Origin of the sequence: Pedobacter sp. ISL-64, assembly GCF_018613605.1 — a bacterium.
Lineage (GTDB): Bacteria > Bacteroidota > Bacteroidia > Sphingobacteriales > Sphingobacteriaceae > Pedobacter.
On sequence record NZ_JAGGPU010000005.1, the window covers coordinates 110469 to 137306 of the forward strand.

The window sequence follows — 26838 nt, forward strand, 5'->3', positions numbered from 1 at the left end:
AGTGTGATAAAAAAGTTAGATAAGTAAAATATTTGTATCAAATTTAAACTGGCTCTAAGATTTGGTTAATATGACTTGGTTCGCATCAATTCGGATTTTGTTCTGTTTTTTTAAATTTAAAGGTCTTTATCTTTATTGGCCTTCCTTTTTTCTGCCATATATTCGGATGGTGCTACATTATATTTTGCTTTAAACGACTTAGCAAAATAATTAGGGGCGCTAAAACCTACCATATAACATATCTCTGAAACTGTTTTATCGCTTTTCTCTAATAATACGGCTGCTCTCTCCAGCTTAACAGATCGGATAAAATCAACAGGTGTTTTACCCATTACCTGCAAACACTTTCGATACAAAGATACTCTGCTCATCCTCATATGCTTACTTAAATCCTCAACAGACAACTCAGGTTTATCAAGATTTGCATCAATATAAGGCAATACTTCGTTAAGGAATTTAACATCGGTAGATTCGATTTCTATTTCCGGCGCCTGAATACTGATCTGTCTGGAATAAGTTTTCTTAAATGTTTGATGAAGCGTGAGCAGATTCTTTATTTTTGAATTTAAGATTTCAAAATTAAAGGGCTTGGTCATGTAATCATTCGCTCCTGTTTCTAAGCCTTTAAGCTGTTCTTCCTCAGCAGTTAAAGCTGTTAATAATATAATTGGGATATGTTTGGTCCTGTCATCCCCTTTCAGTTTTTTACATAATTCAGTGCCATTCATTTCAGGCATGTTTATATCTGAAACAATAAGATGAGGATGCAATGCAAGGGCCTTTTGCCAGCCTTCCTTACCATTCGAGGCCTCTACTATCTTATAAAAAGATCTTAAGTTATCTTTTAGGTAAAACCTAAAATCCTCATTATCTTCAATTAACAAAACAAGAGGCACATTTGTTAAGCGGGTATCTATCTCAGAACACTCACTTTCATCCTTTTTTTCATCGGAAGATAATTGTTTTTCAGTGGTTATGGAGCTATCATAAGCATGTTCATTACTTTTTGTAAGCGGTATGCTTATAATGGTTTCATCTGTTTCTGTATATGACAATTCAGCATTTTTAACATCATTTTGCTCCTGCACCGAAATTGAACTGGAAGCGAGTCTTAGGTGTACGGTAAAACAAGTTTCTAAACCCGGTTCACTTTCTACCAATATTTCACCTCCGTGCATTTTGACAAACTCTTTGGTGATGGACAAGCCAATTCCTGATCCTTGGTTAAGGATGGATGAGGACGTTTCATTTTGAAAAAACCGTTCAAAGATCATTTCCTGCCTATCTTTTGCTATCCCGATTCCTGAATCTATCACTTTTATCTCCAATGAAACCCAGCCATCTTCTCCCTGATGCGGCAGCTTTTGTAATTCAACACTTATGGTTCCTGCTGATGGCGTAAATTTAAATGCGTTTGAAAGTAAATTGAACAATATCCGCTCAATCTTATCGTGATCAAACGATACATGTAGATTTTCAATAGCACTTTTAAAAGCAAACTTTATCTGCTTGCGTTCTGCCAGATCATAAAATGAGTCTGTAGCATCTTTAATAAAGGATACAATTTCACCATCGCTCTTATGTAATTGCAATTCCTGCTCTTCCATTTTACGGAAATCGAGCAGCTGGTTTACCAGGTTTAGTAAACGCTTTCCATTCCTTTTAATCATCGCCAGCTGACCGTAACGTCCAGTTTCTTTGGTCTCCGTTAAAAGTTTATCTACAGGAGCAAGAATCAATGAAATAGGCGTTCTGAATTCATGGCTCAGATTTGTTAAAAATTTAATTTTCAATAAATCCAACTCACGCAATCTTTCAGCTTCTTTACGGTCCTGCTGTCGTAATTGCAACGCTTGAATTCTCTCCTGCTCCTGTAATTGCCTGGCTTGGATCCTTTCCTGCTCTAAGGCAAATTCCTTCCTTAACTTTTTGATCCCTCTGTTCCGAATAAATAGCAATGAAAAGCCAATTGCTAAAATATACAGTATATATGCCCATGTGGTTCGCCAGAAAGGAGGCAAAATGGTAATTTTCAAGTGCGACTCTGCCAGTGGTACAGGATCGTTTCCGTTAAAAGCTTTTACATGAAAGGTGTAATTTCCGGGATCAAGATTTGTAAAAGTGGCCTTACGCATTTCTGCAGGGACTGTAAGCCAATGTTTATCGAATCCTTCTAAATTGTATTTATAAGTTATTTTGCTGTGATTAATATAATTGAGCAATGCAAATTCGAGTGAAAAGATGTTTTCTTTATAGGTAAAGGTTAAATTTTCAAGTTCTGTTATTGTTTTTGGCAAAATAATATGGCCGTTAATACTTTCTCCAACCTGTATGTTATGATTAAACATTTCTAAGCCTGTTATTACCAGTATTGAAGGATACTGCTCCTTAGTAATTTGGCCCGCCCTAAAAATGTTGAAGCCGTTTGCCCCTCCAAAAATCAGTTCACCGGCTTTTGTTTTGTATACAGCATTCATATTAAATGTGGGACCTTGCAATCCGTCGGCCTCATTGTATTTACTGTATATAAATCTATAATTTCCCCCTTCGGCAACCACGGAGATCTTGTAAAGGCCTTTTTGCGAACTATACCAAATATGATGATTTTCATCTTCAAGCAACTCCAAAACAGCACTTTCGGGCAGCCCGACTTCCTCGCTTAAATTATTAAAGGTTTTTGTTGCAGGATTATATATACTTATACCCTCACGGGTACCTATCCACATCCATCCTCTGCTATCTTCAATAATGGAATGTACATTACCGGGCACCAGGCTGTTCGTATCCTTACTGTTATTAATTAAATGAGTAAATTCAAAGGTTTTGGGATCCAGCATACTAACTCCACGGGTAGTGCCAATCCAGATCCTTTTAAGTTTATCTTCATATAAACAATTAATGATATTAGAATTTAGTGTGTTCTTAACTGTTGAATTAAAGTGCCTAAAGGTTTTGGTATTCCGGTCAAACAAGTCCAATCCACTACTTAAAGTACCAACCCAAAGCCTGTTGGATGAATCTTCTAACAGAGCATAAATGCGATTATCTGAAAGGCTGGAAGGATCTGTAGTATGCTTATAATGGGTAAATTTAGTTCCGTCAAAAGAATTAAGCCCGCCTAAATAGGTTCCAATCCACAAGAGGCCCGAATGATCGATGTAAAGGCTTACAACAACATCACTACTTAAAGAGTTATTGTTGGCAGGATTATTACGATATGCTGTAATTTCGCCTGTGCTTCTGTTTAAATACAGCAAACCCGTGCCGTTTGTTCCAATCCACAAATTCCCCTTATTATCTTCCGCAAATGAATTAACGTCTTTATATATCGTATTTTTCCCTGTTAAATACTCATTTCGCGGAAACTTAAAAATGCTTTTATGATAGTAGCAGATCCCTTTTTTAAAGGTGCCAATCCAGATTATTCCGTTATTGTCTTTGTATAAGGTAACAATGCTGTTCTGCTTTAATCCCCTGGGGTCATCTTCTTTACTTAAAATATAACTTATTTTGTTGGTTAGCTTATTTAAGATATTAATTCCACCATGATCGGTCCCGATCCAGATATTTCCATGATCTCCCTCTATAATGGAACTTACATTATTCGAACTCAGGCCTGAATGATCTGGCTTCTTTCCAAAATAACGGAAGGTATTACTTTTTCCATTAAGATAATATAACCCGAAAGGGTTACTCATATTATAAATAAAAATATTGCCTCCCGAATCGTAGTTGAGATGGAAATCGCTTACCTGACCTCCAAAACGTTTGTTTATTGCAAAATACCTGTTTGTTACCCGCTGCTCTTCAAGGTTAAACTTATCAAGAACGCCGTTGGTATAAATAACCCACAAATTACCTTTTTGGTCATCCAAAAAATAACTTATTTCGTTAGCGTACAAGGAGTTTACTATTCCATTTTTATGCGCATACCTGGTGGTTGTATTACTTTTCGCATCATAACAAAAAATGCCTTGATTTTCAAGGTAGAAATAGTACTTTCCCTTATTATTGGTTTGTATCTCTTTAAGGTATCCGCCCGGAATTTTATATTTTTTAAGGTGTTTATCCTGAAAAGGCTCAAATTTTTCTGTCAAAGGATTATAAATACTGAAACCGCTGCCAGATTTAATCCATAAATTTTTCTCCGGCCCTTCAAATATGTTTAAAATATAATCATCAGGGATACTGGTACTATCCTTTATATTATGTTTAAATACCTTAAATTCATGCCCATCATAGCGGTTGAGGCCAGCCTGGGTCCCAAACCACATAAATCCTTTATGATCTTTATATATGGCTTTTACTTGATTATCAGATAAGCCGTTAGCAATATCCAGATGAGAAAATTGGTACAAACCTTCTTGAGCAAAAAGAGAATTACACAGTAGGAATGTGCTTATTAAAATTAAAATCCGAAACATATATTCTACTCAATACAGAAGCATTATTACCTTCAAATAATTAATTTAAAATAAAATTTGGTTACAAAACGGCTGTTTAATATTGACATAACCAAGCTACGCTTATATTTTGATATTTTTTAATAAACACGAAAATTATAGCTTAATGTATTATTTGCACCATACATTGCCGAAGCAAAACTCTCTATTCCTATTTCCATGATAATAAAGTTATAACTACAGCAGAGGTTAAAAAAAATAGCTGCTTTTTTATGAGCAACTATTTCTTATTGGCTTGATATTTTATGTATAATCAGGATACAGGGGCCGCCTATTTATTTTTCTGATTTTGCAACTTCCTGGGCTTTATAGTATTGTTCAATAACAGCCTGGAAATTAGGCACCATTTCCGCCAGTATCTTAGCAAAATCTCCGGCTTCTTTCCTTCTCCAGTCTTTCATCAATTCAGGAAGTACGGCGCCACAGGTTACCGGGATTGCGCCTGCCTGGGTTAAGCGGAGCATAGCCAGGTTATGTGCTTCAGGCGTAATATCTCCACTGGCATCTGCAACTGCATAAACGGTATAGCCTTCTCCAAGGGCAGACAAGGCAGGATAGACTACACACACGCTAGTCCACATACCGGAGATAATGAGGGTCTTTTTACCTGTAGCTTTAACTGCATTAACGAATTCTTTGCTATCCCAAGCATTAATTTCTCCCTGTCGGATAACATACTTAGCATTTGGGGCATTGTCTTTTACCTCAGGCAGTGTAGGACCATTTGGTCCTGTCGGAACGGATGCAGTATAAATGGCAGGGATATGCAACAATTGGGATGCTTTTGCAAGAGCGGTAAGATTTCTTCTTAAATCACCAACCGGCATACTGTGAATGGTTTGAACCAAGCCACTCTGATGGTCGACAAATAAGAAAACAGCATCATCTGGATTGATCAGCGTCGTTTTTTTCTGCTGAGCGCTCACTACTGTAAAATTCAGGCCTAAAACGAATATGATCGATAGTACCTTTAGAACTGACGAATTCATTAATTTTTTCATAAAATTTATTTTTTAAAGTTATTGTCGTTTAATAAGTCAAAATTAGAACTTTGCATGCGTCAGTGAAATAATGTACCTTATTGAATTGACTTAACCTAGATTAAGAAATGCCTAAACTTACTCAGATGACTGGCCCCAAATTTGACACTTCTTCACTCGAAAACCATATCAAAACCTATGTGAGTTTGAGCGAGGATGAAATCTTGGCACTAAATTCCTTGGTTCAGTACAGGAAGGTAAAAAAGAATCAATACCTTCTCCATGAGGGTGGAGTAACAGCCATGAGTTGCTATATATTAAGCGGGTGCCTGAGGACTTACATTTTAGACAATAAAGGTATAGAGCATATTCTTGGATTTTCAACGCCTGGCTGGTGGACAGGAAATTTGCAGAACTTTTACAATGACAAACCAAGCCAGCTGAACATCCAGGCCATAGTTGATACTGAAATCATATTCTTTACAAAAGAGACTAAAGAAAAGTTGTTATTATCAGGTGCAGTTTTCGAAAAATACTTCCGGATTTTGACCGAACGTTCATTAATTGATTTTCAGGTACGCACGATGGAAATTCTCAGCCTCAGTGCAGAAGAGCGCTATTGGAATTTCTATAACAAATATCCAGACCTGATGCTCAAATTGCCACAAAAGTACATCGCTGGTTATATAGGCGTTACACCTGAATTCTTAAGCAAGATGAAAAGCAGTGGCTTACGAAAGCCGTAATTTTGAAATCCGGGATAAAAAAGAGGTTGTCTCACCACAGTATACTTCAAATTTAATCTTTTGATCTCTTTGGTGATTTAGCCAGTGATCCAAAAAATAAACCATAGTGTTCCTAATGGCTGCAATTAACGGTTTTCGAAAAACACAAATGTACCTAAATCACCAACAGTTAAATGGTCTAATATTCCCTGATCGATGCATAAACACCATAGGATGTTTTACTTATGCCATAAAAAGGACGTAATGTATAAACATGTTTACCATCCTTCAATTGAAACGATGCAGAATCAATTATGGATAGGTTTGTTAATAACTGCTCAGGTTTGCTCCTCAATGCGAGTTCGGTATCAGTAACGAAAGCCAACAATGTAGGCCCATAAAAAAAAGCAACTTTGTTCATGTCATCCTGCATGCGCTCGATTCTAAAACGATAGTCAAATACCAATTTAATCTGATCCTTGTTTCTCCATACCCTATCCAGTCGCACAAAAGAATTTGCAACAGCAGTTTGGGATTGCAAACGCCCATTCACATAAATCTTCAACTCATTTGCCCATGAGGGAACAAATAAGTTAACGGTTAGCCGGATATCCTTTTCAGCTGAAAAAGAAAATAAAACTTCCTTGTCTTTTGGAAAATTACCCGTTTGGTTAAGGGTAAGCTTTTTTTCACGCCAATTGAGCCTGGAAGGGATATATTGATTGATCCAAAGGCTTGATGAATCCTTGAAATAAATATTGGCATTAAGACCTGCAAATGCTTCTATTGCCGTTCCATTACAGCAGCGAAAATCGTTTTCCTTTAAAAAAAACTTTGTTCTTGGTGAACCAAGGGGAAGATGATAGACGCAGGTTCCATTCTGGTCATTCTGGGTAGGCAGTACTGCATTATAAAAAGCATTCATATAAGCATCGGCATACGTTGGCTTCCCTGTCCACGTGAACAGTTCCGCGGTAAGCTTTTGGGTATTATGGGTAACACATGATTCAGCAATCTCTTTCGTCATCGTGTTGCTCAAGTGTCCTGGAAGTCCCCAATGCTCTGCAGAGAGCGAAGTTGGCGTAGTTACATTTGGGCGTGGACCACTGCTTGATCCATTGACATAAGTATGGTCATGCTCAAGAATATTCCAAAAATTCAGTACCGCATCATGGTATGCTTGCTCACCGCTGAGCCTATATCGTTGAGCAAAGCCATTAACCAAAACCAAATGGGTATTGGCATGCAGGTCGCTAAGAATGTCATGATTTTTAGAAAGAGGCTGCAGAAACCAATCTCTGTCAAATAGCTTTGCAAGCTCAAAATGCATTGGATTCTTTGTAATTCTATATAACTTGTACAATACCTCGTTCATTGCCCCAGGTTCATTCTCGGGGTTTGCCGCTACGGTATAAAGCATTCTTTCAATGGTTTGATTATCAAGCCTTGACATCCTTAATTTTACGTATCCTGCCATACCATTAACAATCTCCAGTGCCTTTTGGTTACCAGTGTGCGTGTAAACATCTAAAAGCCCCTGCATCACTTTATGATAAGTATAATAAGGAGCCCAGACTCCAGTAAATTTTGTCTCCAGTTTCTCAAAATCAGACTCGGGAAATGCGCTGAGATACCCCTTACCAAGGGCTTGCTGGCATTTGGCAAGCTCAGTGACCATATATTCGAGCCTTTTGGAGAGAACGGGCTCATGATACCGTTCAATCACCATCGAGACAGCCGAAAGGTAGTGACCAACAAAATGACCACGTAAACCGATACTGGGACTTTCCCAACCCTCTAATGCCTTTGCCGTAGATGGAAGTCTGGCATTTATCCTAAAATTATGAAGCAACCGATCGGCATCCAGAGAACCGATATAAGTGGTATTTAAGGCTTCCCTTTCAAGGATCCAAGACGCATTTAATTTTACATCGTTTGCCTGAAAAGCAATGAGCTTAGCCGTACTTTGGGCATTTGCCAGCGTGCAGTTTACCACAAACAAAAACAGGATGGTTAAGCTTTTACCATTTAAATAGCTGTAGCCATGGGGATTATTCCTACGCAAACTATCCTTAAACAGACAACCTAAAGTTCTGCCAGCCATTATTTTCCTTAATATTTGATTCATAAAAATTATTCGTGTTCTATTATTACAATTTTAAGCATTAAGCAGCTTAGTCCTATAAAAAAATCTGCCATGTCTTTTCTGTTCGTAAAATTGCATTCTGCCTTAAATAAACCTGCAATCGGAATTAACGAATGAATTTCCATTCATCAAATAAAAAACCCGCTCCATTAAACACGAAATAGATATTCTCTACTCCTTTATCTATTTTCAGGTCTATTTTCTTTGAAAGTGTAGTCCATTCCTTCTCATCACATGTAAGGGAAACAAGAGGAGTACCTTTAAGATTATTGACATAGACATCAATTCTGCCTTTTCCTTTTACCCTGGCTTCGAATTTGGAAGGGATCTGTTTGCTAAAATCGGCTCCCCTCACCATAAGACATTGTTGATCTGCTTTTCCTTTGGCAACCATATTGCCTGGATTATCAAGAGCTTCGAACTGAACTTGCCCCGAAGTGCCTGCAGTAGTTTCTGCCTGCTGAAGAACGAACGGATTTAATGGGTTAAGTTGTGACGTACCTTTAAAAGTTGCTTTGCCCATTTGGAAATTCACATTCTTTTCATCAACCTGCATTTCTTCGATACCCACATTACGAAAACCGCCCTTGGTGCCAAAATAATCCTGTAAATACATGGCATGGTAAGCAATATAATATTTACCTTTAAACTTGAACAGGTGAGTGTGATTGTTTGTCCATGGGCCTATATTATCATCGCCAGTATTCTTAAAATAATTATCGCGATACTTCCAACTGTCCGGACTTAAGGGTGTTTTACTGGTCATATAAGACATGTTGCATTTCGTTGGTTTGTCGATATTGCTATAAGGCCATTCTGTGCGTTCTTCCCAATTTGTATTATAGGTATAAACCCAGGTTCCGTTGATGAAATTAAGATCGCTTGCCTCAAAAAAATAAGGGGCGGGTATTTTAGCAACATCGCTGGCCAAACTGATCATATCTTTTCCCAATTTAACGATTCTGGCATTATCCGGCATATATTTCGTTTTAGGCGATCCGCCTCCAAAAGTAAGCCAGCCTGTACCCTGGTCATCAATCACAACTCCGGGATCAAATGGAGCATCAACATCCACACCGGGAACAGAACGGTCAACTATATTCTTCCCTAGTGGGTCTTTCCATGGGCCAACCGGAGAGGTGGAAGTAAGCATGGCTGTGCCAATACCACTATTGGAGTAATACAGATAGAAGTGTGTCTTGCCATCTGCTTCCTTTCTGGATGTAATGGAAGGCGCCCAGGAATTCTGGCTCCATGGTGCCAGTTCGGCAGTATTGATAAGACCATGATAGGTCCAGTTAACCATATCATCGGAAGACATCATCACCAGTGTACGGATACGCTCGTATGAATTTTTCCCATCCTTTCCTACATGCTCATACTGTTGATGATCATTAGTGGCATACACATAAATTCTTCCATTGTATTCTACGGCTGTTGGATCGGCCGTAAACATAAAATCTAATAAAGGATTGGCATTATTGGAGGTAAGTTTTGGCGAAACATTTGCGAATTTTTCTGCCAGTTTTTCTCTAACCATTTTCGGTTTCGTCTGCGCTTTTGCGAATTCTCTGCCTCCTACAAAAGCCATAACAATGACTGTACTTAACAATACTTTTTTTCTAAACATGTTTTTATTTTATCTAATAAATACCCGTTAAGGGTTAATTTTCAGTTGATTAATTATTCTTTAAGGAAGATTTTATTTATCGAATCTCCACCAGTTGAAATTGAACAGATCGCCTTGACTGCCTTTAAAAACAAAGTACATATCGTGAACACCCTTTGTCTTCTTTACTTTAGTTGAAACGGTGGTCCAACTTTGCAAGCCTCCAGTCTTTTTAATCTCACAGCCCCCCAATAGTTCTCCGTCGAGGCTGTCCATATGTATTTCGATAAAACCACCTGATGCCGATGAAACATTTGCCTGAAATATTCCTGCTCCGTTCTTAAAATCAACACTTCGGACTTTGATAAAATCGCCATTGTTGATTTCGGTTACATAAACTCCCGCATTGTTGCTGCGTTCGGTTTCAATTCCCTGCTCCCAGGCTATAGTTTCCGCTTCCTGGCGGATGAATGGATTTAAATGTTCAACAGGTTTTACACCTTCGGTTGTTGGAGTTATCCTCGGAATGCTCCCATCTTTATTATACTGAAACTCATCCACACAAACGGAACGGGTAAAACCACCACCACCTGGCAATGCACCGTTATGATAAAACAAATACGATTTGCCTTTATAATCGATCACACCTGGATGATTGGTAAAAGCACCTCCCTTGCCAATTACCCGCATAGTGGTACCCCGGTAAACCCATGGTCCGGTAGGACTTGTACTGGTTGAGTAAGCCAAATGTTCAGGCACACCTCCTGCAGCATAATGCATATAGTACAGGTTTTTGCGTTTGTAAAACCATGGAGCTTCTTCGTATGCTGAAGGTCTTTTATCAACATCTTTATATCGTACATTAAAACCTTCTTTATTCAACGGCACCGTAACTACCTCTTCAGCGTAAGAAATCATATCCGGATTCAATTTTACGTATTTAAGATAAGGGTTCCCCCAATAGAGATATGCCTGACCATCGTCATCAATAAATACTGTGGGGTCGATATCTCCGTAACCGCTGTGAACCAGTGGTTTTCCAAGTGCATCTTTAAACGGACCTGTAGGACTATCAGAAACAGCCACCCCGATTGACATTCCCATCGTTTCATGGGTCATGGGTACATACCAGTAAAACTTTCCATTTCTGGCAATGCATTGCCCAGCCCAGGCATCTTGCTTCGCCCAGATGAACGTTTTAACAGACAGGGGCGATCCACGGTCTGTCCAGTTCACCATATCGGTAGATGTGAAACAGTGCCAGTTTTTCATCACAAACGTAGTCGATTTATCTTCATCGTGCCCGGTGTACAGGTAAACGGTATCTTTATGTACCATCGGCGCCGGATCGGCTGTATAAATGGTTTGTATAACCGGGTTTTGAGCCTGCGCCCCCGCTGCTGCAAAAAGAGCGGTTACCTGTAAAACTATCTTTTTGATATTCATTGTTGATCTAAATCTGTGTGTGTATTATAATTGCAATTAATTTTAGAATTATTTAATGATATAGATCGGCAGTTGTCCTGGTGCTGCAAGAGAAGGCTTCGGCACAGGAGCATTTTTGCCCTTGATCAGTAAATTATCGTAAAAAGGTATACTGAGTTTTTCCCGCCACCAGCAATCAGTCCTGCCATTCCCTGGATGTACAAACTATCTGTCACTTGTAATACCTGCTTTTCATCAACGAATGCGCTTCCATTAGATAAATGAGAGGCATATAAAGCCTCTTTGCTTATAAATCGACTGAGGTTAAGAGTCTTGTCCTACTATTTAACCGGCGTAAATTTGTACAGCGCCACTCCGTGCATCGGAACCTTCACCGAAAGAGCCTCTTTGTCTGCATAGATTGTTATAATATCTTTCTGACGCCAAAGATCACGCACCTTTTGCTTTCCTGAAATACCAAGCTTTTCCAGATCCTTGTAAGAGATATCCACTTTCTCCAGACCGAAGTTGCAAAAGCCTACTGCACGACTGCCATCCTCCAATTCTTTTACATAAATGCGCAAATCTCCGATAGTCTGAACACAGGTAGCCTGTTTGCCAAGCGCATCCTGATTAACAGCAATCACTTCATTGTTTGTCAATAAATTCAGGGTAAAGGCATCGAGCTTTTCCATATCGCAACCAATTAGCAGAGGAGCTGAGAAAAGGCTCCAAAGGCTTACGTGAAGATACTGCTCATCTGGTCTAAGCAAGCTCGGATGCGGGCTACCCCAGCCTACTGTTCCTACAACCAGCATGTCCGGATCGTTCCAGTTACCGGGTTTGGCCCAGGCTGCAGCCTGATCCTGTGCTAATGCAATCCCTTTAACGTTGGACCAGTTGTCTGTTATATCATTCGTTGTACGCCAAGAGTTTCCACCTACCGAATCGCCCCATTTCCAAACATCCGACATCCCGTACTGACACAAGCTGAAAACAATGTCGCGGGGTTGCTGACGGATATAATCTCCCATTAGTTTGTATGGCTTGACGGCGGTAGACAATTGATAACCTCCATTGTAAGATATTAAGACTACTTTGTTTGGGTCGTTATCAGGTATTCCATTTATAACTCCCCCATAGCTGCACCAATCGTATTTCAGATAATCGAAACCCCATTTGGTATAAGTTTCGATATCTTGCCGCTCATAACCATAGCTGCCGGCACCGCCATCACAGGTCCAGGGACCAGGACTGGTATAGATGCCGATCTTCAAACCGAGACCATGCACATAGTCTGTCAGGGCTTTCATATCTCCAAACCTTTTATTAGGAACTATATTACCAGCTTCGTCCCGGTACTTACCTTGCTGGGAAGGATCTTTCGAATCGCGGTTATTTTGCCAGTAGTCGTCAATATTTACGTAATTCCATCCGTAATTTACAAGTCCGCTTTTCACCATTACTTCCGCAGCACGCTTGACTTTCTTAGCAGAAACCTCTCCCGCGAAACAATTCCAACTATTCCAACCCATTGGCGGGGTAAGTGCAATTTTATCACCACAGATAATGCGTAAACTTTTTTCGGCTATCCCTTTCCCATTCTTTGCCTTCAATTGAACAACGTAAGTGCCGGCTTTTTCAAGCTTACCAGTGATAAGTCCTGTTTTTTGATTCAGCTTTAGTCCCTGAGGCAAGCCGGTAACCTGAAAGGTCATTGGGCGGTTTCCGGTGGCAGGTATCCTGAACTGAAACGGCGAGCCCGGGCGGACACCGAAAACGCTTGCGCTATTAATCTTCGGTTTTGCCGATGGCTTAGGGGTAAGAATGTAGGGCTCACTTGGGACAGGATAATAAGTAACAAAACTTGCCACACCAACCGCCTCAAATTTTGCATCTACCCAGTCTGCATGATCGCTGCTGTTACTGTTTCCTCCGTCTGTTACCCGAAGCTCAAGTTTTTTCACACCCGAAAGTTTCACATTACATAGCCGGGCAGTATCACCATCATGCATTACACCGCTCGACCAAAGCTTCGCTCCATCGCCGAATACAATAAACTCTACGGCGGGCTGACGTCCTTTCACCTCATCATCAATGCCAACCTGCGCGGTAAACGAATTTGTCTTACCATCGAGCTGAATAAAAAGAGCGCTTTCTGCGTGTGTGCCGAAGCCACGCTGAAAGGTTTTGCCTGCGATGGTCATGATGTTGCCATCAACCGTCCTGTTTTTTTTAGGTATGCCCCAGCCCTGTGTAGCTGGGCTGAGATCCAGTTGATCTAACCAAACAGTTTGTGCGGAAAGAGTGCCTATGCTTACTAAACTTAAGACAATAGCGAAGACAAGCGTAAATATGCTTTTACTTGCTGCATTCATTTTTAATTTATAATTGATAGGATGCGCTGGATCGGCTGTATAAATGGTTTGTATAGTCGGGTTTTGAGCCTGTGCCCCCGCTGCAAAAAGAGCTGTTACCTGTAAAACTATCTTTCTGATATTCATTGTTAATCTAAATCTGTGTGTGTAAGTTTCAATTTTCGTTTTTTTTTAGAACATAAGTTTAATACTAAACTTGTTTCCTTTTTTAAGAATTAGTAATTCCTGCTTAGTTTCATTGTACTTCCATTCATCTGCGTTAATCACTTTAATGGGTTTTTTAGCAACTTGTTGAATTAAAAATGCATATGGAAGTTTATTTTTACCTTCTACAATTAATTCATTTAATTGACCATCATGAGTAATCCGTATAGAATCAAACTCAATACCCTCTCCTAACGGTCGATAATATTGATATACAGTTTTCTCTCTGTTTGGAACAATGTATATAGCTTGTTTGCCAGTTAAAGTTGAATCGCCGATACCCGAATAGCTATTTGTGATATTCATTGGAATAATTGACCCTTGCTTAATAAATAAAGGAAATTGGTTAAGTGGATATGTTTTACTAATATTTGTACCTCCGTCAATAATAGTTCTTGCCCAAAAATCCATCCATTTACCTTCCTTTGGAAGACTAAAATTTACAGAATCGTTTGCCGATGTAATAGCTTTTGTAAATAAATAATTACCAACCGTGTGGCTTTCTTGTTTGTACGATACATTTTTAATTAACGAACCACTTGTTTTATGTACATCTACTATGGTGCTGAATAAATAAGGAATTAACTGACTATGCAACCACACCGCCTGTTGGTAACATAAAGTTGCCTCATTGCCATGATACCAGGGTAAATGATTTGTAAACGCACCATTTTCGCCTCCATTTATCATGCTGGCAGTTAAAGCACCAAACTGGGCATAACGTATCAGTTCTTTTTTATCGGCACGGGCTCCAAAAAAGCCACCTATTTCGCATCCGGGAGCACCGTATCCGAGTTCTGCACTTTTATATATATTGTTTATCTGAAGTTTTAAACCTGCCCAAGAACCTTCGAAATCGCCACACCATCCAAGGCTTAATTTTTCTACCGATGCTTCTACACCTCCCTGATGTGAGAATGGTCGTCCAACTATTGCTCCTTCAGCTTTGCGACTAGTAATGTATTGAAACATACTATTGTAATAATATGGACGAAATTCAGTGTTCGTTAACTTCCCAATTGATGTTTGAATGGTATCGCCAAAATATATTTCACCTTGATCCACTTTAAATCCATACACTCCATCAATTAAAACTTTATCAAGTTGCGAATTCCACCATTTTACGGCATCCTTGTTTGTAAAATCTATGTGCAAGCCATCACCTTTCCACCAATGTGATATTTTGCCATTGTTTACTGCATATTTTTTTTCAACAACCTCATCAAATGAAGGGTGTTTTTGAATCGGCATATCTGTAGCTGTACTATTTACACATCCGGTTAACCACAGTATCACTTTTACATTGCGTTTATTGAAGCCATGGATCATCTCTGTTGAATTTGGATAACGTTTTGTATTCCAATCAAAGTTATTATATGCTGTTGACCACGGACTATCAATAATAATAGCCCCCACGGGCATTTTATGCGCTAAATATAAGTTTACAAGTCTTTCCGAGGAAACTTGGTTGTTGGCACTATCCTCCCAAACAATATGTTCCAATGCCCACCTTGGAGTAATAGGCGCAAATTTTAAGTTTTGAGAAAATAAATTTGTTTGGATAAAAAGACAAATACTAAAACACAAGATGATTTTTTTCATAAAATAGTTAAGTAAGAAATTATTTATTACAATTAATTTTAAGTTTAAATTCATGGTTTCAGTAACATTACCTATATGTAGTAAATCTGTGACTCCTAAAAGTCACAGATTTTTTAAATTCAATCCTATACATAAACCTCTACAAAACTGTATTCTATTTAGTTATAACCTGAGTTCGATAATTATTTGCTGAAAATCATATCTTATGTACGCCTAATCTTGCTTTATCGTCCTGCTGAATTTATTTCAGCATCTTTTTAGTGTGAAAGACCCTGAAATAAATTCAGGGTGACGCCCCCTTAACAGAAAACTTGATTAAAACGTCACAAAATGAGATTTAATAATCGAACTCAGGTTTATAGTATCTCTTACTATTTACTTACCTCCTGCAATAAGGGCATCTAACATAGGTTGGTCCTTTACCACATTATTAGCTCTGTCTAACATAAAACCTATCTCCCAATAGAATGGCAGAATACCATTCGCTTTAGCCTGTTTGGTTAGATAATATGTCCAGTCATTTACAGACTTGTTGTGCATAGCCAGATCTTTAGGAAGATAATTCGGGTTGTTAATCGCATTCCTTCTCCAGGCTGCATATTCACCCAACATCACAGGGATTCCTTTATCAACAAACTTCTGTTTAATATTTTTGAATTCAGTATCGATCACATCCTCTTCTCCATAGGTAGCGTTGCGTTCTGGCTCAATAGTAGAGTGATTCCCTTTCCCCCAGTAGTAAACCATTTTGCCCCAACTTACATCTCCATCTGTTAGTATCGTAAATGTAGAAGGCGTGTAGTCATGCACCTCGACCATCAACTTATTAGGAATTTCGTCTTTTGGCATCGTATTCATCAAAGTAAAAGTTTTGGTAGGGTCAGTGCTGGGGCCCTGCACAACCAGCACCCGGTAACTGTTCCTGCCTCCTGTAGAACGAACCGCCTTGATGAATGTTTCGTGATAACTATTGAGTATGGCCATCTGCTCAGCATTTTCAACCGCAGGTTCATTCGTGCCGGCAAAAATAAGGTGCTCGTCAAAATCACGCATGGTTGTAGCAATCTGCTCCCAAAGTGCTTTTAGTCTCGCATTAATTTCCTCTTGCTTGGCCGCATTGACATTATTTTCGAGCCAGCCATTATCTCCGTGCGTATTTAGCATCACATACATATCGTTAGCTACACACCATCCAACTACTTCTTTCACACGGTTAAGCCATGCGGGGTCAATTTCTACTTTATCGGGATTACTTAAATGAGTCCAATTCCAGTTACAGGGAATCCGCACCGTATTGAATCCCTTTTGCTTTACAAATTTCACATACGATTCGGTCAGTTTACTATTCTGCCACTCACCTTCTTTTGGGGATTCCATGGTATTGCCAAAATTTATTCCCAAATGCATTTTTGCCGCCAGTTGTACAGCCGTACTGCTCATCCCGGTTGCATCGGGTGCTTTTGGCGATAAATTATATGTTGGATATAAATTACCTACTTGTGTAATCTTAATTCTCCTGGCCTGGCCATTACCGGATGTAACCGTAACCACACCATAGCGCGATGCACCTGTACCATTACCGGAAAATTTTAGCTGTAACTGTGTAGCACCTGCTCCGCCCGCTGTGCGACCTATCTCTATCCAAGGCACCGCATCATTGATAGCTGCTGTCCATGCGTCGTTGCTGGTAATCGTCACTTCTGTACGCTCGCCATCTGCCTGCGCTTTAATATCCAATGCAGAAACTTCCAGTTCTGCTGCAACCTCCGACTTCTTACAGGATGAGGAGAATAAGGCGATAACGATCAGGAAACCTAAAAATATCCCGTAACTTCTATTTTTCATATTTATAATATTGTTCATTTTGGTTAGATTATAATTTATTTTTTCACGACCCTCAAATTGTCGAAGGCTTTTTTTATTACCAGTCTTTTGAAAATTTATTTCAACTCACGTATTGTCAAAAACCTGATTTCTTTTCACTTCATGCTGAAGCGCTGCCGTATTGCTGTTGGCCATATAGATCCCAGGAGCAAGGAATTCGAATGGTGTTGAAACCACTTTCTTTAGCCAGATTGACATATGCCTGGGTAACCAGCATTCACTGCTTTTGCAATAGATTGTTTCCCGGCCGGACTTCCGAGTTCTTGTTTTTGGCACCTCGTAAACATAGGGATGACTACGATGCCGAAAGGATAATTTACTATTCTCATATAGGTATATAATTGGTTTCTATTAAAAAATCGATCAACAGAGGGGTACTTGCTACAATTTTCTTAACCAGATATTGCGATAGCTGATCGGTTCACTTTTATCTCCATGACTCTGTAATTTAATTGGTGAGGCGCCATGTTTTCTGTAGGTTGGCTGGCCAATATAAGGGGTGTCCCCTTTGAGTATGGTCGCATTCTGCACGAGAATGCCATTTTGAAAAACTGTTGCTACAGCTGGTGACTTTACAGAACCGTCCTCATTAAAACGGGGAGCTGTCCAGGCTACATCATAGGTTTGCCACTCTCCTGGTTTTAAACAGGCATTTACCATCGGCGGCGATTGTTTGTAGAGACTACCAGCCTGCCCGTTTACATAGGTTTTATTGTCGTAATTGTCCAGCACCTGCAATTCGTATCCGCCAGCACCCCAGGGAAGAGCAGCCAGAAAAATACCGCTGTTACCTCGGCCCTGACCACTTCCGCTTATATTTTCTGGTATCCTGTATTCAATGTGAAGCTGAAAATCCATGAACTTCTCTTTTGTCTGGATATCACCCACGGATTTATCTACTGTCATGATCCCATCAGATAACTTCCATTTTTTTGCTGAAGCAGTATCGCCGGAATTTACCCACTGATCCAAATCTTTTCCGTCAAAAAGAAGTATGGCATCTGAAGGTGCTCCTCCAGACACTTTAGCCGGACTTACCTTTGCGGGTACCGGGGTCCATACTTCCGTATCTTCTGGCTTAGCAGGTTGCTGTGCCTGAACGAGCAGTGCATTTGTTATGAGTATCCCAACAATTAATATTGATCGTTTCATATTATTGATTGATTTTCTTTAGCTATTGATGTATTATTTATTTAATGATTTGATCCAGTTCGCAATTTTTGCAACCTCATCTTTTGGAACATTGGTCATTGGCGGCATCGGTGTGGAATAACCCGGCCAATGCTCTGGTTTAGGCGTATAAATCAGGCTTATTAGTTCCCCAACCGTATACTTTTTGGTGGAAATCTCTTTAAAAGAGGGGCCAACTTGTCGTTTATCCGGATTGTGGCAGGCCAGACAAGTATTTTTAGTTAGCAGCCCTTTCACCTGCTCATAAGTTGGAATTTTCACTACCGATGTTTTTCCACCTGATGAAGACTTTTTGCTTTGTGCCAAAGGCAGCGTTTTAGTTGAGGCCGAATTTTTGGTACTTACTTCTGCAAGGCTAAGCGCTTTGCCTTCCGGAATATTATTTAAAGTATAATATGCTGTTGGATGTACCAGACTATAGTAGTTCTCTTGTGATCGAATACCATCCAAAGTAATGTTGTGAATATATCCTTTGCGCAGGTTGGCTACGATAATTCGGGCAGTGAGGCCATCAGCTGAAACGCGAACGCCCTTTACATTGCATTTTTGACTATTTACCGGCGGACTTCCATACACACTATGGTATTTATAAATAAAGCTTTCCACTGAATAAGAAGCAAGATCTAAGGCGTATTTCTTATCAACAGGTTTGGTGAACGCTATTTCAAACCCATCAGGCATGGCTTTGATGCTGCGCATTTCAAAAGGAATTTTATTGTTCCACACCAGCCGCTGAATCCCTTCTGTGGCCTCACCGGCCGAACCCCATCCCCTGTTGGTCTCGCCGGCGAACAATGATCCATCCTTCCCCCAAGCCAGACGCACAATACCCGACTGAAATCCGCTTCTGAAGGGCCATGCGGCCCCTTGATATTCTCCGTTTATCTTTTCCATAAACAAGCGGCTAACCATACTCTGTCCCTGATCACCCACCAGAAGCTGGCCAGCAAAAGGGCCAAAGGAGCCTTGAGGAATTTTTACTATCTCAGAATTTGAAATACCCAGAATTCCGTGAGGCAGCCACACCGCGGGTATTTGCAGTTCAGGAAAGTTCTTCTTCATATCCATCTCAGTTACCACCTTTGCATTCACATCGTTCTCTGGCTTTACACTGTTTCCCTTGCTGTCGTAAATCATCTTTGTCTCATTCTTAGCAAAGAACTGTTCTGTGGTCAATTTTATTGGAGACTGTGGCAGATTAGCCCACACCAAGCTGGCCGGATGCCCCATAAATGCGCCCTTTTTCACTTGCATAATACTTCCAGAGCCAACCCAATCGCCTTGATTATCAGTATAAAAAAGCTGATCATCAATCATACTAATTCCGCAGGGTGAGCGCATACCTGCAGCCCAAGGCTCTACTCTTCCATCTTCAAAAATATGGAGTGCCCAGCCTCTCCATGGAACCATACTTGTCGGGTTCCACCAGGTTGGCGGAAATCCAAGATTCAGGGTTACAAAAAAAGATCCATCTGCAGCTAGCTTAGGGCCAAAACTATACTCATGGTAATTTCCAGACAACGGCCAGGCATAAACGGTCTCAAAATCGTCAGCCATGCCGTCGTTGTCCGTATCTGTCATTTTGGTCAGCTCCCCACGCTGAACACAGTACAGTGATCCGTCTTTATAGGCAAGTCCCAGTACTTCATGAAGGCCCGAAGCAAACTTTTGAAATGTTGGTTTCAGTGAAGACGGATTTTTCACAATGAAAACATCTCCCCTCCTGGTGGTGACACCCAGATCGCCGTTAGGCAACGTACAGAGTCCGCCCACTTCGAGGATTGCTCCTTCGGGTGCGGGGACTTTCATGATCTTAAAATAATCTTCTTCCTTTGGCGATTCTGCCTGGGCAAAGCAGCATATTGACATCAATATAGCTGTCATTGTCAACAGGCACGAAATACCGTTTTTATAATAATTGAAATAAATACTCATCTGGCTATTGGTTAAAAAGAATGGAGTAGATGATTTTACGTTGAAATGGAACCAGGAGTTCCTGAGTTCCCTGTACGGTTCTGATGACAGGTTTCAATGCTGTTTCCTCCTCAACTGTAATGGAATAAGCTTTATCTACAATAACATATTTACCATTCTCCTTCGGCTCGATTCTATCTGCCTTGGCGAGACATAGGTATAAATCATTGGCATTTCCCCCTAGCTCAATTTCACGTCGAATGCCCTGGCCACCATCAATGACCCTCGTCGCATCCTTAACAGTCAATCCATAGGTGCGGTATTTAAATACTGGCAGACCCGACGCATCAAGCGTATAACCCTTCGGTTTGAAGCCTGACCCGGTTGTGTCTTTTTTAAACTCACTTTGTAGTGTTGCCAACTGCTGAATCTGGGGCATGGCATCGCCGACCTGGATTGCCTTTCCGAGTGGCCGCGAAGAACCGTCGCCCCTATCATGCCACATTGGTGTCGCATCCAGAAATCCTCCTTTCCACAATAGCACCAATTGGCCATTGTCGGCATCGTAGGTATAGTGCACTTGCAACGGACTACCTATGCTAATGGCATGCGTAACCCGTTTACCACCATTAAGATCAATAAAGCTCCTGAGCAGGATATTGCGTTCAGCCTTAATGATTATTGGCTCAACTTTGGTCTCCTGTGCAATAGCCGACCCGCCCGTCAAACAAAAGGCCGATGCACAGGCAATAAAAAAATAAGAATATAAATTCATGCTTATCTGTATAATATTTGGTTAATTAAGTGTGTTGTGTTGGTTTCGCATTATCTTTAAAATTGGGCTACTGACTGGTTCATAACTTATCAACAGTATACCCGTTTCTTTCCTTTTATCGCCATGCACTATTTAACAGCGATCTTCGGCTTTTGAGAAATATGGCCTGCGGAGTTTCACTGTCGAAACATAAAGTCTCCTGCCTAGATGTTCCAGTCTTTTCCCCGTCATCATATAAGCAAAATCAGCAACTTTTACGTCTAACTCAACCGTCTTCGTTTCTTCTGGCTTGGCCATTACCGGATTTAACCGTAACCACACCATAACGCGATGCACCTGTACCATTACCGGAAAATTTTAGCCTTTTGTGTGGATATCACCTTACTCCTTTTCTTTGTATTTCTCATATAAATAAGAGGCCTGAATGAGCTTCTTTTGGATAATTGGTTATTAACATCGAAGTTAAGTCAGAGATACGTTTTAGAATAGATCAGATCTTTCAATTTCCGCTAAAAATGTTGCAAAAGCTTTATATCGGCAGCTCAAAACCCTTTTTTGCTAAATAATAGCATTGAATTGGAAATATTTGTATCCGATTTTTTTCCTTGATCCGTAAAATTGGTAAGCACTAATTGGCGCGTTTTTTTATGGTAAACCCAGACAGATGCAGGCCTACAAAACAATGTGAAGTTGTAAAAAAATACTGGGCAGAATGCAATACCGGTAGGCGACATTAGACAACCATCGGGCATAGGTAAAATAGCGGTTTTTCTGGCTTCTGAGGATGCTCAGTTGATGATTGGTATAATCTTATTGTCGTCAGCTAAATAATTGACTCTACGCTGGCGCAAGTCGTAACAAAAACATGTGTCTTTCGAGAGGCTATCAATGATAGATATTAAAGGGATCGTCATTGCGAGGAGGAACGACGAAGCAATCTTTCATGCTAGTGATCCTTGCCATAAAGATTGCTTCGTCGGCTGAAAAAGCCTTCTCGCAATGACGATTCCTACCATTGACAGATTCCTAAAGAAAGGTCGTCATCTCGACTGGAGCACAGCGAAACGGAGAGATCTTTGGACTAAAGATTTCTCCACTACGGTCGAAAGGACGATACTTCGAGACCATTTATTATACTTAAAATACCCTGTCATTTATATTGTTTTTTATACAATAAATTAACCTTACCATTGACAGGTTCCAATACAAGCGTCGTCATCTCGACTGAAGTGCAATCCCGAACTTTCGGGAGAGAGATCTTTGAAGCAAATTATTGAAACCAAATTTAAAAGATCTCTCCACTAAGGTCGAGATGACGATACTTCGAGATCATTTAACGTGCTTTTATTTGGTTTTACAGTTCAAATACGGTAAAGGAATAAGGTTTTAGTTCGAGAGATTTAAGATTCGAAAAATCCATAGCTGTTTTTATAGGTTGGATTTTGTAATCGCCTGGAAGACCTGATATTTCTTTTTTAATTACTTGTTTGTTTACTGAACTTAACTTGGACAGATCAATATTAGTCTTAACTGCGACTGGAAGCATATTTACAATTTTGATGAATAATTTTCCTGATTTTTGGTCGCGGGTAATTGAGTACGCCACCCGCTTAATTACATCTTCTCTCTTCACTGAAAAATCAACTTGTGCAGGAATGAATTCATCTCCAACGTTTTGACCGTAAAGCTGTTGCACGTAATATCCAATGGTGGGCTTAACTTCTGTATTATTAAAATAGATCAGATCAGGATTCCATTGTGTATGTTTTTCCTTTGCCAACAATGGCGCATAAGAGGCCATAGATACTACATCTCCATTGCGCTCCAGGGAGGTGAGATACAGCGCTTCAGATAAAGCGGTTTCCAGGTTTGTCCTATTTCCCACAGGGAGGCTTGCCGCATACTCTCCCAGATATACCTTTGATTTACTGCGGTCATATTTGTCATAAAAATCCTGATTGTTTATAAACCAGCCTGGTGGACGATAATAATGTTCGTCTATCATGTCAATCTTCATTTCGTTGGCAAAGGCCCAACCTTCTTCATAATCTGTGCCTTCAAAAAATGGCCCTGAAGTTCCAATAATGGTTATTTCAGGATGCGCTTTTTTAAGCGCTTTATAGATCATGGCGAAATGCTCACGAAAGACGTCTGTTATCTGGTCTTCATTGCCGATACCGATATATTTTAAATTAAATGGTTTCGGATGCCCTGCTGCCGCACGTTCCTTACCCCATTTTGTATTTGTGGCTCCATTACAGTATTCAACTAAATCAATAATATCCTGAATATATGCAGGCATATCTGCCATCGGGATTCCACCCTGTTGCCCTCCCCCATTGGCTCCTGAGTTTTGGCAGGGCACCCCAGCGGCGATAACAGGCACTGGTGCTGCGCCAATATCTTCACAAAACTGAAGGTACTCAAAGTATCCCAAGCCCATACTCTGGTGATAGCCCCACAAATTGCGGTCAGGAACCCGGGCCTGTAAGGCCCCAATTGTATTTTTCCATCTGTAAATGTTATGGATTCCATCTCCGTGGGCCACACATCCCCCGGGAAAACGCACAAAACGCGGTTTTATCGCTGCAATTGTATCTGCAAGATCTGCTCTAAGGCCATTTCGGCGATTTTTGAAGGTATTTTGGGGAAATAGTGAAATCATGTCGAGATCGATACGGCCATTTTGTAATGGCCACAATTGCAAGCTCACATCCGAGGCTGAAACCGATGATTTGAGCGTTGTTTTTATTTCCTTCCAGGATTTTGAACTGCAACTGATCAATCCTTTCGAAAGCAAGCCATATTTTTCACTAACAAGCCTTACTTCAAACGATTTCTTTCCTTCTGGAACCCGGACAAAAGTGGAGAACAGGTAGTTTTCCCCCTTTTTTAGTGCAATGCCGTCATAACCAGAATTCGATAATGAACTACCATCGACCGTTAAATTTAGTGCCGCATAATGTGGGTTGTTCGGATGTAGTGGCTGCGCTGTTCGAATTGCAAAATCCCCTTCTTTGCCTTTGAATGTCCAGGAATGATTGCTGTTCCATTTTGTATCATGGTTTTCTTTATCTGATGGCTGATATTCGAAGTCACGATTTTGGATCAGTTCACCATAAAGTCCGCCATCTGCTGCATAGTTGATATCTTCGAAAAATATCCCTGTTAACAGCTTACTGATTGCTTTAGCTTTTTCAGGCTCGGCCGAAATATACAGCTCCGGCTTTGTTAAGTTTGCAAAACGTACCGGATCTTCTTTGGTTGTCTCCGCATCTTGCCGCGCCTTGAAATTCCTGAGCTCTGCAGTTTTATTCAACTCTTCAACCACCGCCCATTTAACACGATGTAACTGCCCACTCACCGGATTGTTTTGAATGGTAGTGGTGATGGTATTGCTTTTGTAGGCAGAGCGGGGTACCTCCTTTGCCGGACTATAGGTTTTGAAGTCTTTTGTTTCTGTCTGAAAATAGGCGCCCTCACTATCTGTGTATACAATCTGATAAATGTCGAGATCTTTACGGTAACTAATCACAGGACGAAGGATATTCTTGCCTTTTTCAAAAAAGGGATAACCTTGCGGTCCCCAGTCAATCAGATTTCTTGTTTGAGCATGGGCAAACTGCCTTACCCGATCATTTAAGCTCCATACACATTGCCAAACTCCTCCACGCCCCTGAATCACATATGGAGCAAACATTTTTTTATCTGATCCCCAGCGGCCAAAGTCCGAGCGAAGATAAACCTGTCCTGTTCCAACAGGTGTCCAATTATTTCGGTCATCGCTCCATGCAAACCGTAATCCATCAGTCGCGTATGAAAACAGGTAAACAGAATCTGTTGCAGCATGTTGCGTTGGTTCTGTTGCAAATGAGTTTCTGCTAAACAACAGAAACACCAGCACTATAGATAGCTTACTTAATTTCATACAAAACGCAGCTATGAGGTTTAAGATTTACGGTTATTTGTTTTCCATCATTCTGAACAATTTTCCCTGTCCAGCTATCTGTAACTTTAGCTATTTTAGTTATTCCTAAATCTGAGCATTTTACAGAAATTTCCTTTAGATCTGGTTCATCAGAAAGATTGAACAGGGCGAGATAGTGTTGTCCGGTTTTAGCATTCGTTGAGGTTACCGCAACTTTCTTGCGATCGTTAAAAAGAAATTTTACATCCGTACTTTCTCTATGCATCTTAAGCACAGCTTTATTGGTAAGCAGCGAAGTGGTAAAGGGATCCAAACTCGGCATATCACCACCAAACATCAAGGGCGAGCGGAATATGGTGAAGAAGGTCATCAGCACTTGCTGCTCATCCTTGGTCAATCTGCTCGCACGGTCGCCGCCTCTTTCTCCGCGAATGGAAATTCTACCCAAAGGAATCATATCGCAATCAGGCCAGGTTCCGGGCTTAATATAAGGCGCCCATGGTTGGGCAACATTAATCAGGTGAGTAATATGTGGCCAGGTATCCCATACATCATCCACCATTCTCCACATATTTGCATGTTGTTGAACGTGTTCTGCTTTTTCTATCGGCGTTTCGCCTGGTGAGGTGCTCAGCACAATCGGGCGACCGGTTTTATCGATTGCTTTTCTGATGAGCTCTATTTCTCCCTGATGATAAGGACGGGAGAGATCATCTATTTTAATAAAGTCGACACCCCAACTGGCGTAAAGTTCCATTATTGAATCATAATATTCCTGTGCACCGGGTTTTGTAGCATCTATCGTATAATTATCAGTAAGCCATTTGCATTGCAAAGCAGTGCTATAGATCTGATCGGCAGTGTATTTTGTACCCTTAATTGGCATCTTTTCTTTAACGGCAAGCGTAGGGATGCCGCGCATAATATGAATACCAAATTTTAATCCCTTAGCATGTATATATTTTGCCAGGTTTTTAAAGCCCTGTCCGTCTGCTGCCGACGGGAACCGGTTCAAAGCAGGCAGATAACGGCCAAATTTATCAATTACATATTTTGGATCCGTTTGGTTATACCCTCCTGCTTTATCATTTTCCACAAACCAGCGGATATCTACAACGATATATTCCCATCCGAAAGATTTCAATTTGGAAGCCATGTAATCTGTATTGGCTTTTACTTCGGCTTCTGTAACTGAAGAGCCGTAACAGTCCCAGCTATTCCAACCCATTGGAGGAGTCTTCGCCCAATTCTTAAAATTCTGTTGTGCGTAAGTTTGATCAATTGTGAACATTGAACAAAGTAAAAGCAACACTAATGCTATTCTTTTCATGCGTTTTATATTTGGTCTTTCACAAATATAAATAATAAACGTTAAAACAACGATTATCATCGGGTCATTTAGAGCGTATCAAGAATAATATTACTCAAGTCGCAACACCGATATCGTTAAGTTAAGGCTTTTAACTACAGATGCACAGAGATAAACACGGATCTTCATACCTGTGTGCATCCTTTCTACCTGTGATTAAATTATTTTTGCTTGTGCCGAATGGCTTAACTTAATGACATTTTGGTAACGCTACAACCGGGGCTAAGCAGCTCAAACAATGTTTC

General features: G+C 40.3%; 15 protein-coding genes. 1 reads left to right on the forward strand and 14 read right to left on the reverse strand.

From position 1 onward, the window contains the following. Nucleotides 1-116 precede the first annotated feature (116 nt). Nucleotides 117-4358, reverse strand: a complete 4242-nt coding sequence (locus J7E57_RS06905; protein WP_215126415.1) for a two-component regulator propeller domain-containing protein — start codon at nt 4356-4358, stop codon at nt 117-119. A 380-nt stretch (nt 4359-4738) separates the two neighbouring features. Further along, nucleotides 4739-5464, reverse strand: coding sequence for a hydrolase (locus tag J7E57_RS06910; RefSeq protein WP_215126417.1), 726 nt, complete (start codon nt 5462-5464; stop codon nt 4739-4741). Nucleotides 5465-5589: 125 nt separating this feature from the next. Here J7E57_RS06910 and J7E57_RS06915 point away from each other — a divergent pair, with 125 nt between their 5' ends. Continuing rightward, on the forward strand, nt 5590-6189 hold the full coding sequence (locus J7E57_RS06915; RefSeq protein ID WP_215126419.1) for a Crp/Fnr family transcriptional regulator: 600 nt from the start codon (nt 5590-5592) through the stop codon (nt 6187-6189). Between the two features lie 178 nt (nt 6190-6367). Here the strand turns inward: J7E57_RS06915 and J7E57_RS06920 are convergent, their stop codons facing one another. The 12 genes from J7E57_RS06920 to J7E57_RS06975 form a co-directional block, all read right to left on the reverse strand. Beyond that, nucleotides 6368-8296, reverse strand: coding sequence for a beta-L-arabinofuranosidase domain-containing protein (locus J7E57_RS06920; RefSeq protein WP_215126421.1), 1929 nt, complete (start codon nt 8294-8296; stop codon nt 6368-6370). Nucleotides 8297-8420: 124 nt separating this feature from the next. Continuing rightward, on the reverse strand, nt 8421-9944 hold the full coding sequence (locus tag J7E57_RS06925) for a glycoside hydrolase family 43 protein (RefSeq protein ID WP_215126423.1): 1524 nt from the start codon (nt 9942-9944) through the stop codon (nt 8421-8423). A 72-nt stretch (nt 9945-10016) separates the two neighbouring features. Continuing rightward, nucleotides 10017-11369 carry a glycoside hydrolase family 43 protein gene (locus tag J7E57_RS06930; protein ID WP_215126425.1) on the reverse strand — a complete coding sequence of 451 codons (1353 nt, stop codon included), beginning with the start codon at nt 11367-11369 and terminating at the stop codon, nt 10017-10019. A 320-nt stretch (nt 11370-11689) separates the two neighbouring features. Continuing rightward, a complete protein-coding gene (locus J7E57_RS06935; protein ID WP_251029829.1) occupies nt 11690-13852 on the reverse strand; it encodes an NPCBM/NEW2 domain-containing protein in 2163 nt (720 codons plus the stop codon). A gap of 45 nt (nt 13853-13897) precedes the next feature. Next, nucleotides 13898-15532, reverse strand: coding sequence for a TIM-barrel domain-containing protein (locus J7E57_RS06940; RefSeq protein ID WP_215126428.1), 1635 nt, complete (start codon nt 15530-15532; stop codon nt 13898-13900). Nucleotides 15533-15907: 375 nt separating this feature from the next. Further along, a complete protein-coding gene (locus J7E57_RS06945) occupies nt 15908-17395 on the reverse strand; it encodes a cellulase family glycosylhydrolase (RefSeq protein WP_251029830.1) in 1488 nt (495 codons plus the stop codon). Between the two features lie 402 nt (nt 17396-17797). Next, nucleotides 17798-18568, reverse strand: a complete 771-nt coding sequence (locus J7E57_RS06950) for a DUF1080 domain-containing protein (RefSeq protein WP_215126430.1) — start codon at nt 18566-18568, stop codon at nt 17798-17800. A gap of 33 nt (nt 18569-18601) precedes the next feature. Further along, on the reverse strand, nt 18602-20542 hold the full coding sequence (locus J7E57_RS06955) for a c-type cytochrome (protein WP_215126432.1): 1941 nt from the start codon (nt 20540-20542) through the stop codon (nt 18602-18604). Between the two features lie 4 nt (nt 20543-20546). Beyond that, the gene (locus tag J7E57_RS06960; RefSeq protein WP_215126434.1) at nt 20547-21296 is read right to left on the reverse strand and encodes a hypothetical protein; all 750 of its coding nucleotides are present in this window, start codon (nt 21294-21296) and stop codon (nt 20547-20549) included. 132 nt (nt 21297-21428) lie between these two features. Then, nucleotides 21429-21641: a hypothetical protein gene (locus J7E57_RS06965; RefSeq protein ID WP_215126437.1), complete on the reverse strand. Its 213-nt coding sequence runs from the start codon at nt 21639-21641 to the stop codon at nt 21429-21431. A gap of 1009 nt (nt 21642-22650) precedes the next feature. Next, nucleotides 22651-25224: an alpha-L-arabinofuranosidase C-terminal domain-containing protein gene (locus J7E57_RS06970; protein ID WP_215126439.1), complete on the reverse strand. Its 2574-nt coding sequence runs from the start codon at nt 25222-25224 to the stop codon at nt 22651-22653. Then, nucleotides 25211-26554: a glycoside hydrolase family 27 protein gene (locus tag J7E57_RS06975; RefSeq protein WP_251029831.1), complete on the reverse strand. Its 1344-nt coding sequence runs from the start codon at nt 26552-26554 to the stop codon at nt 25211-25213. The genes J7E57_RS06970 and J7E57_RS06975 overlap by 14 nt, the downstream gene beginning before the upstream one ends. Between the last annotated feature and the right edge of the window lie 284 nt (nt 26555-26838).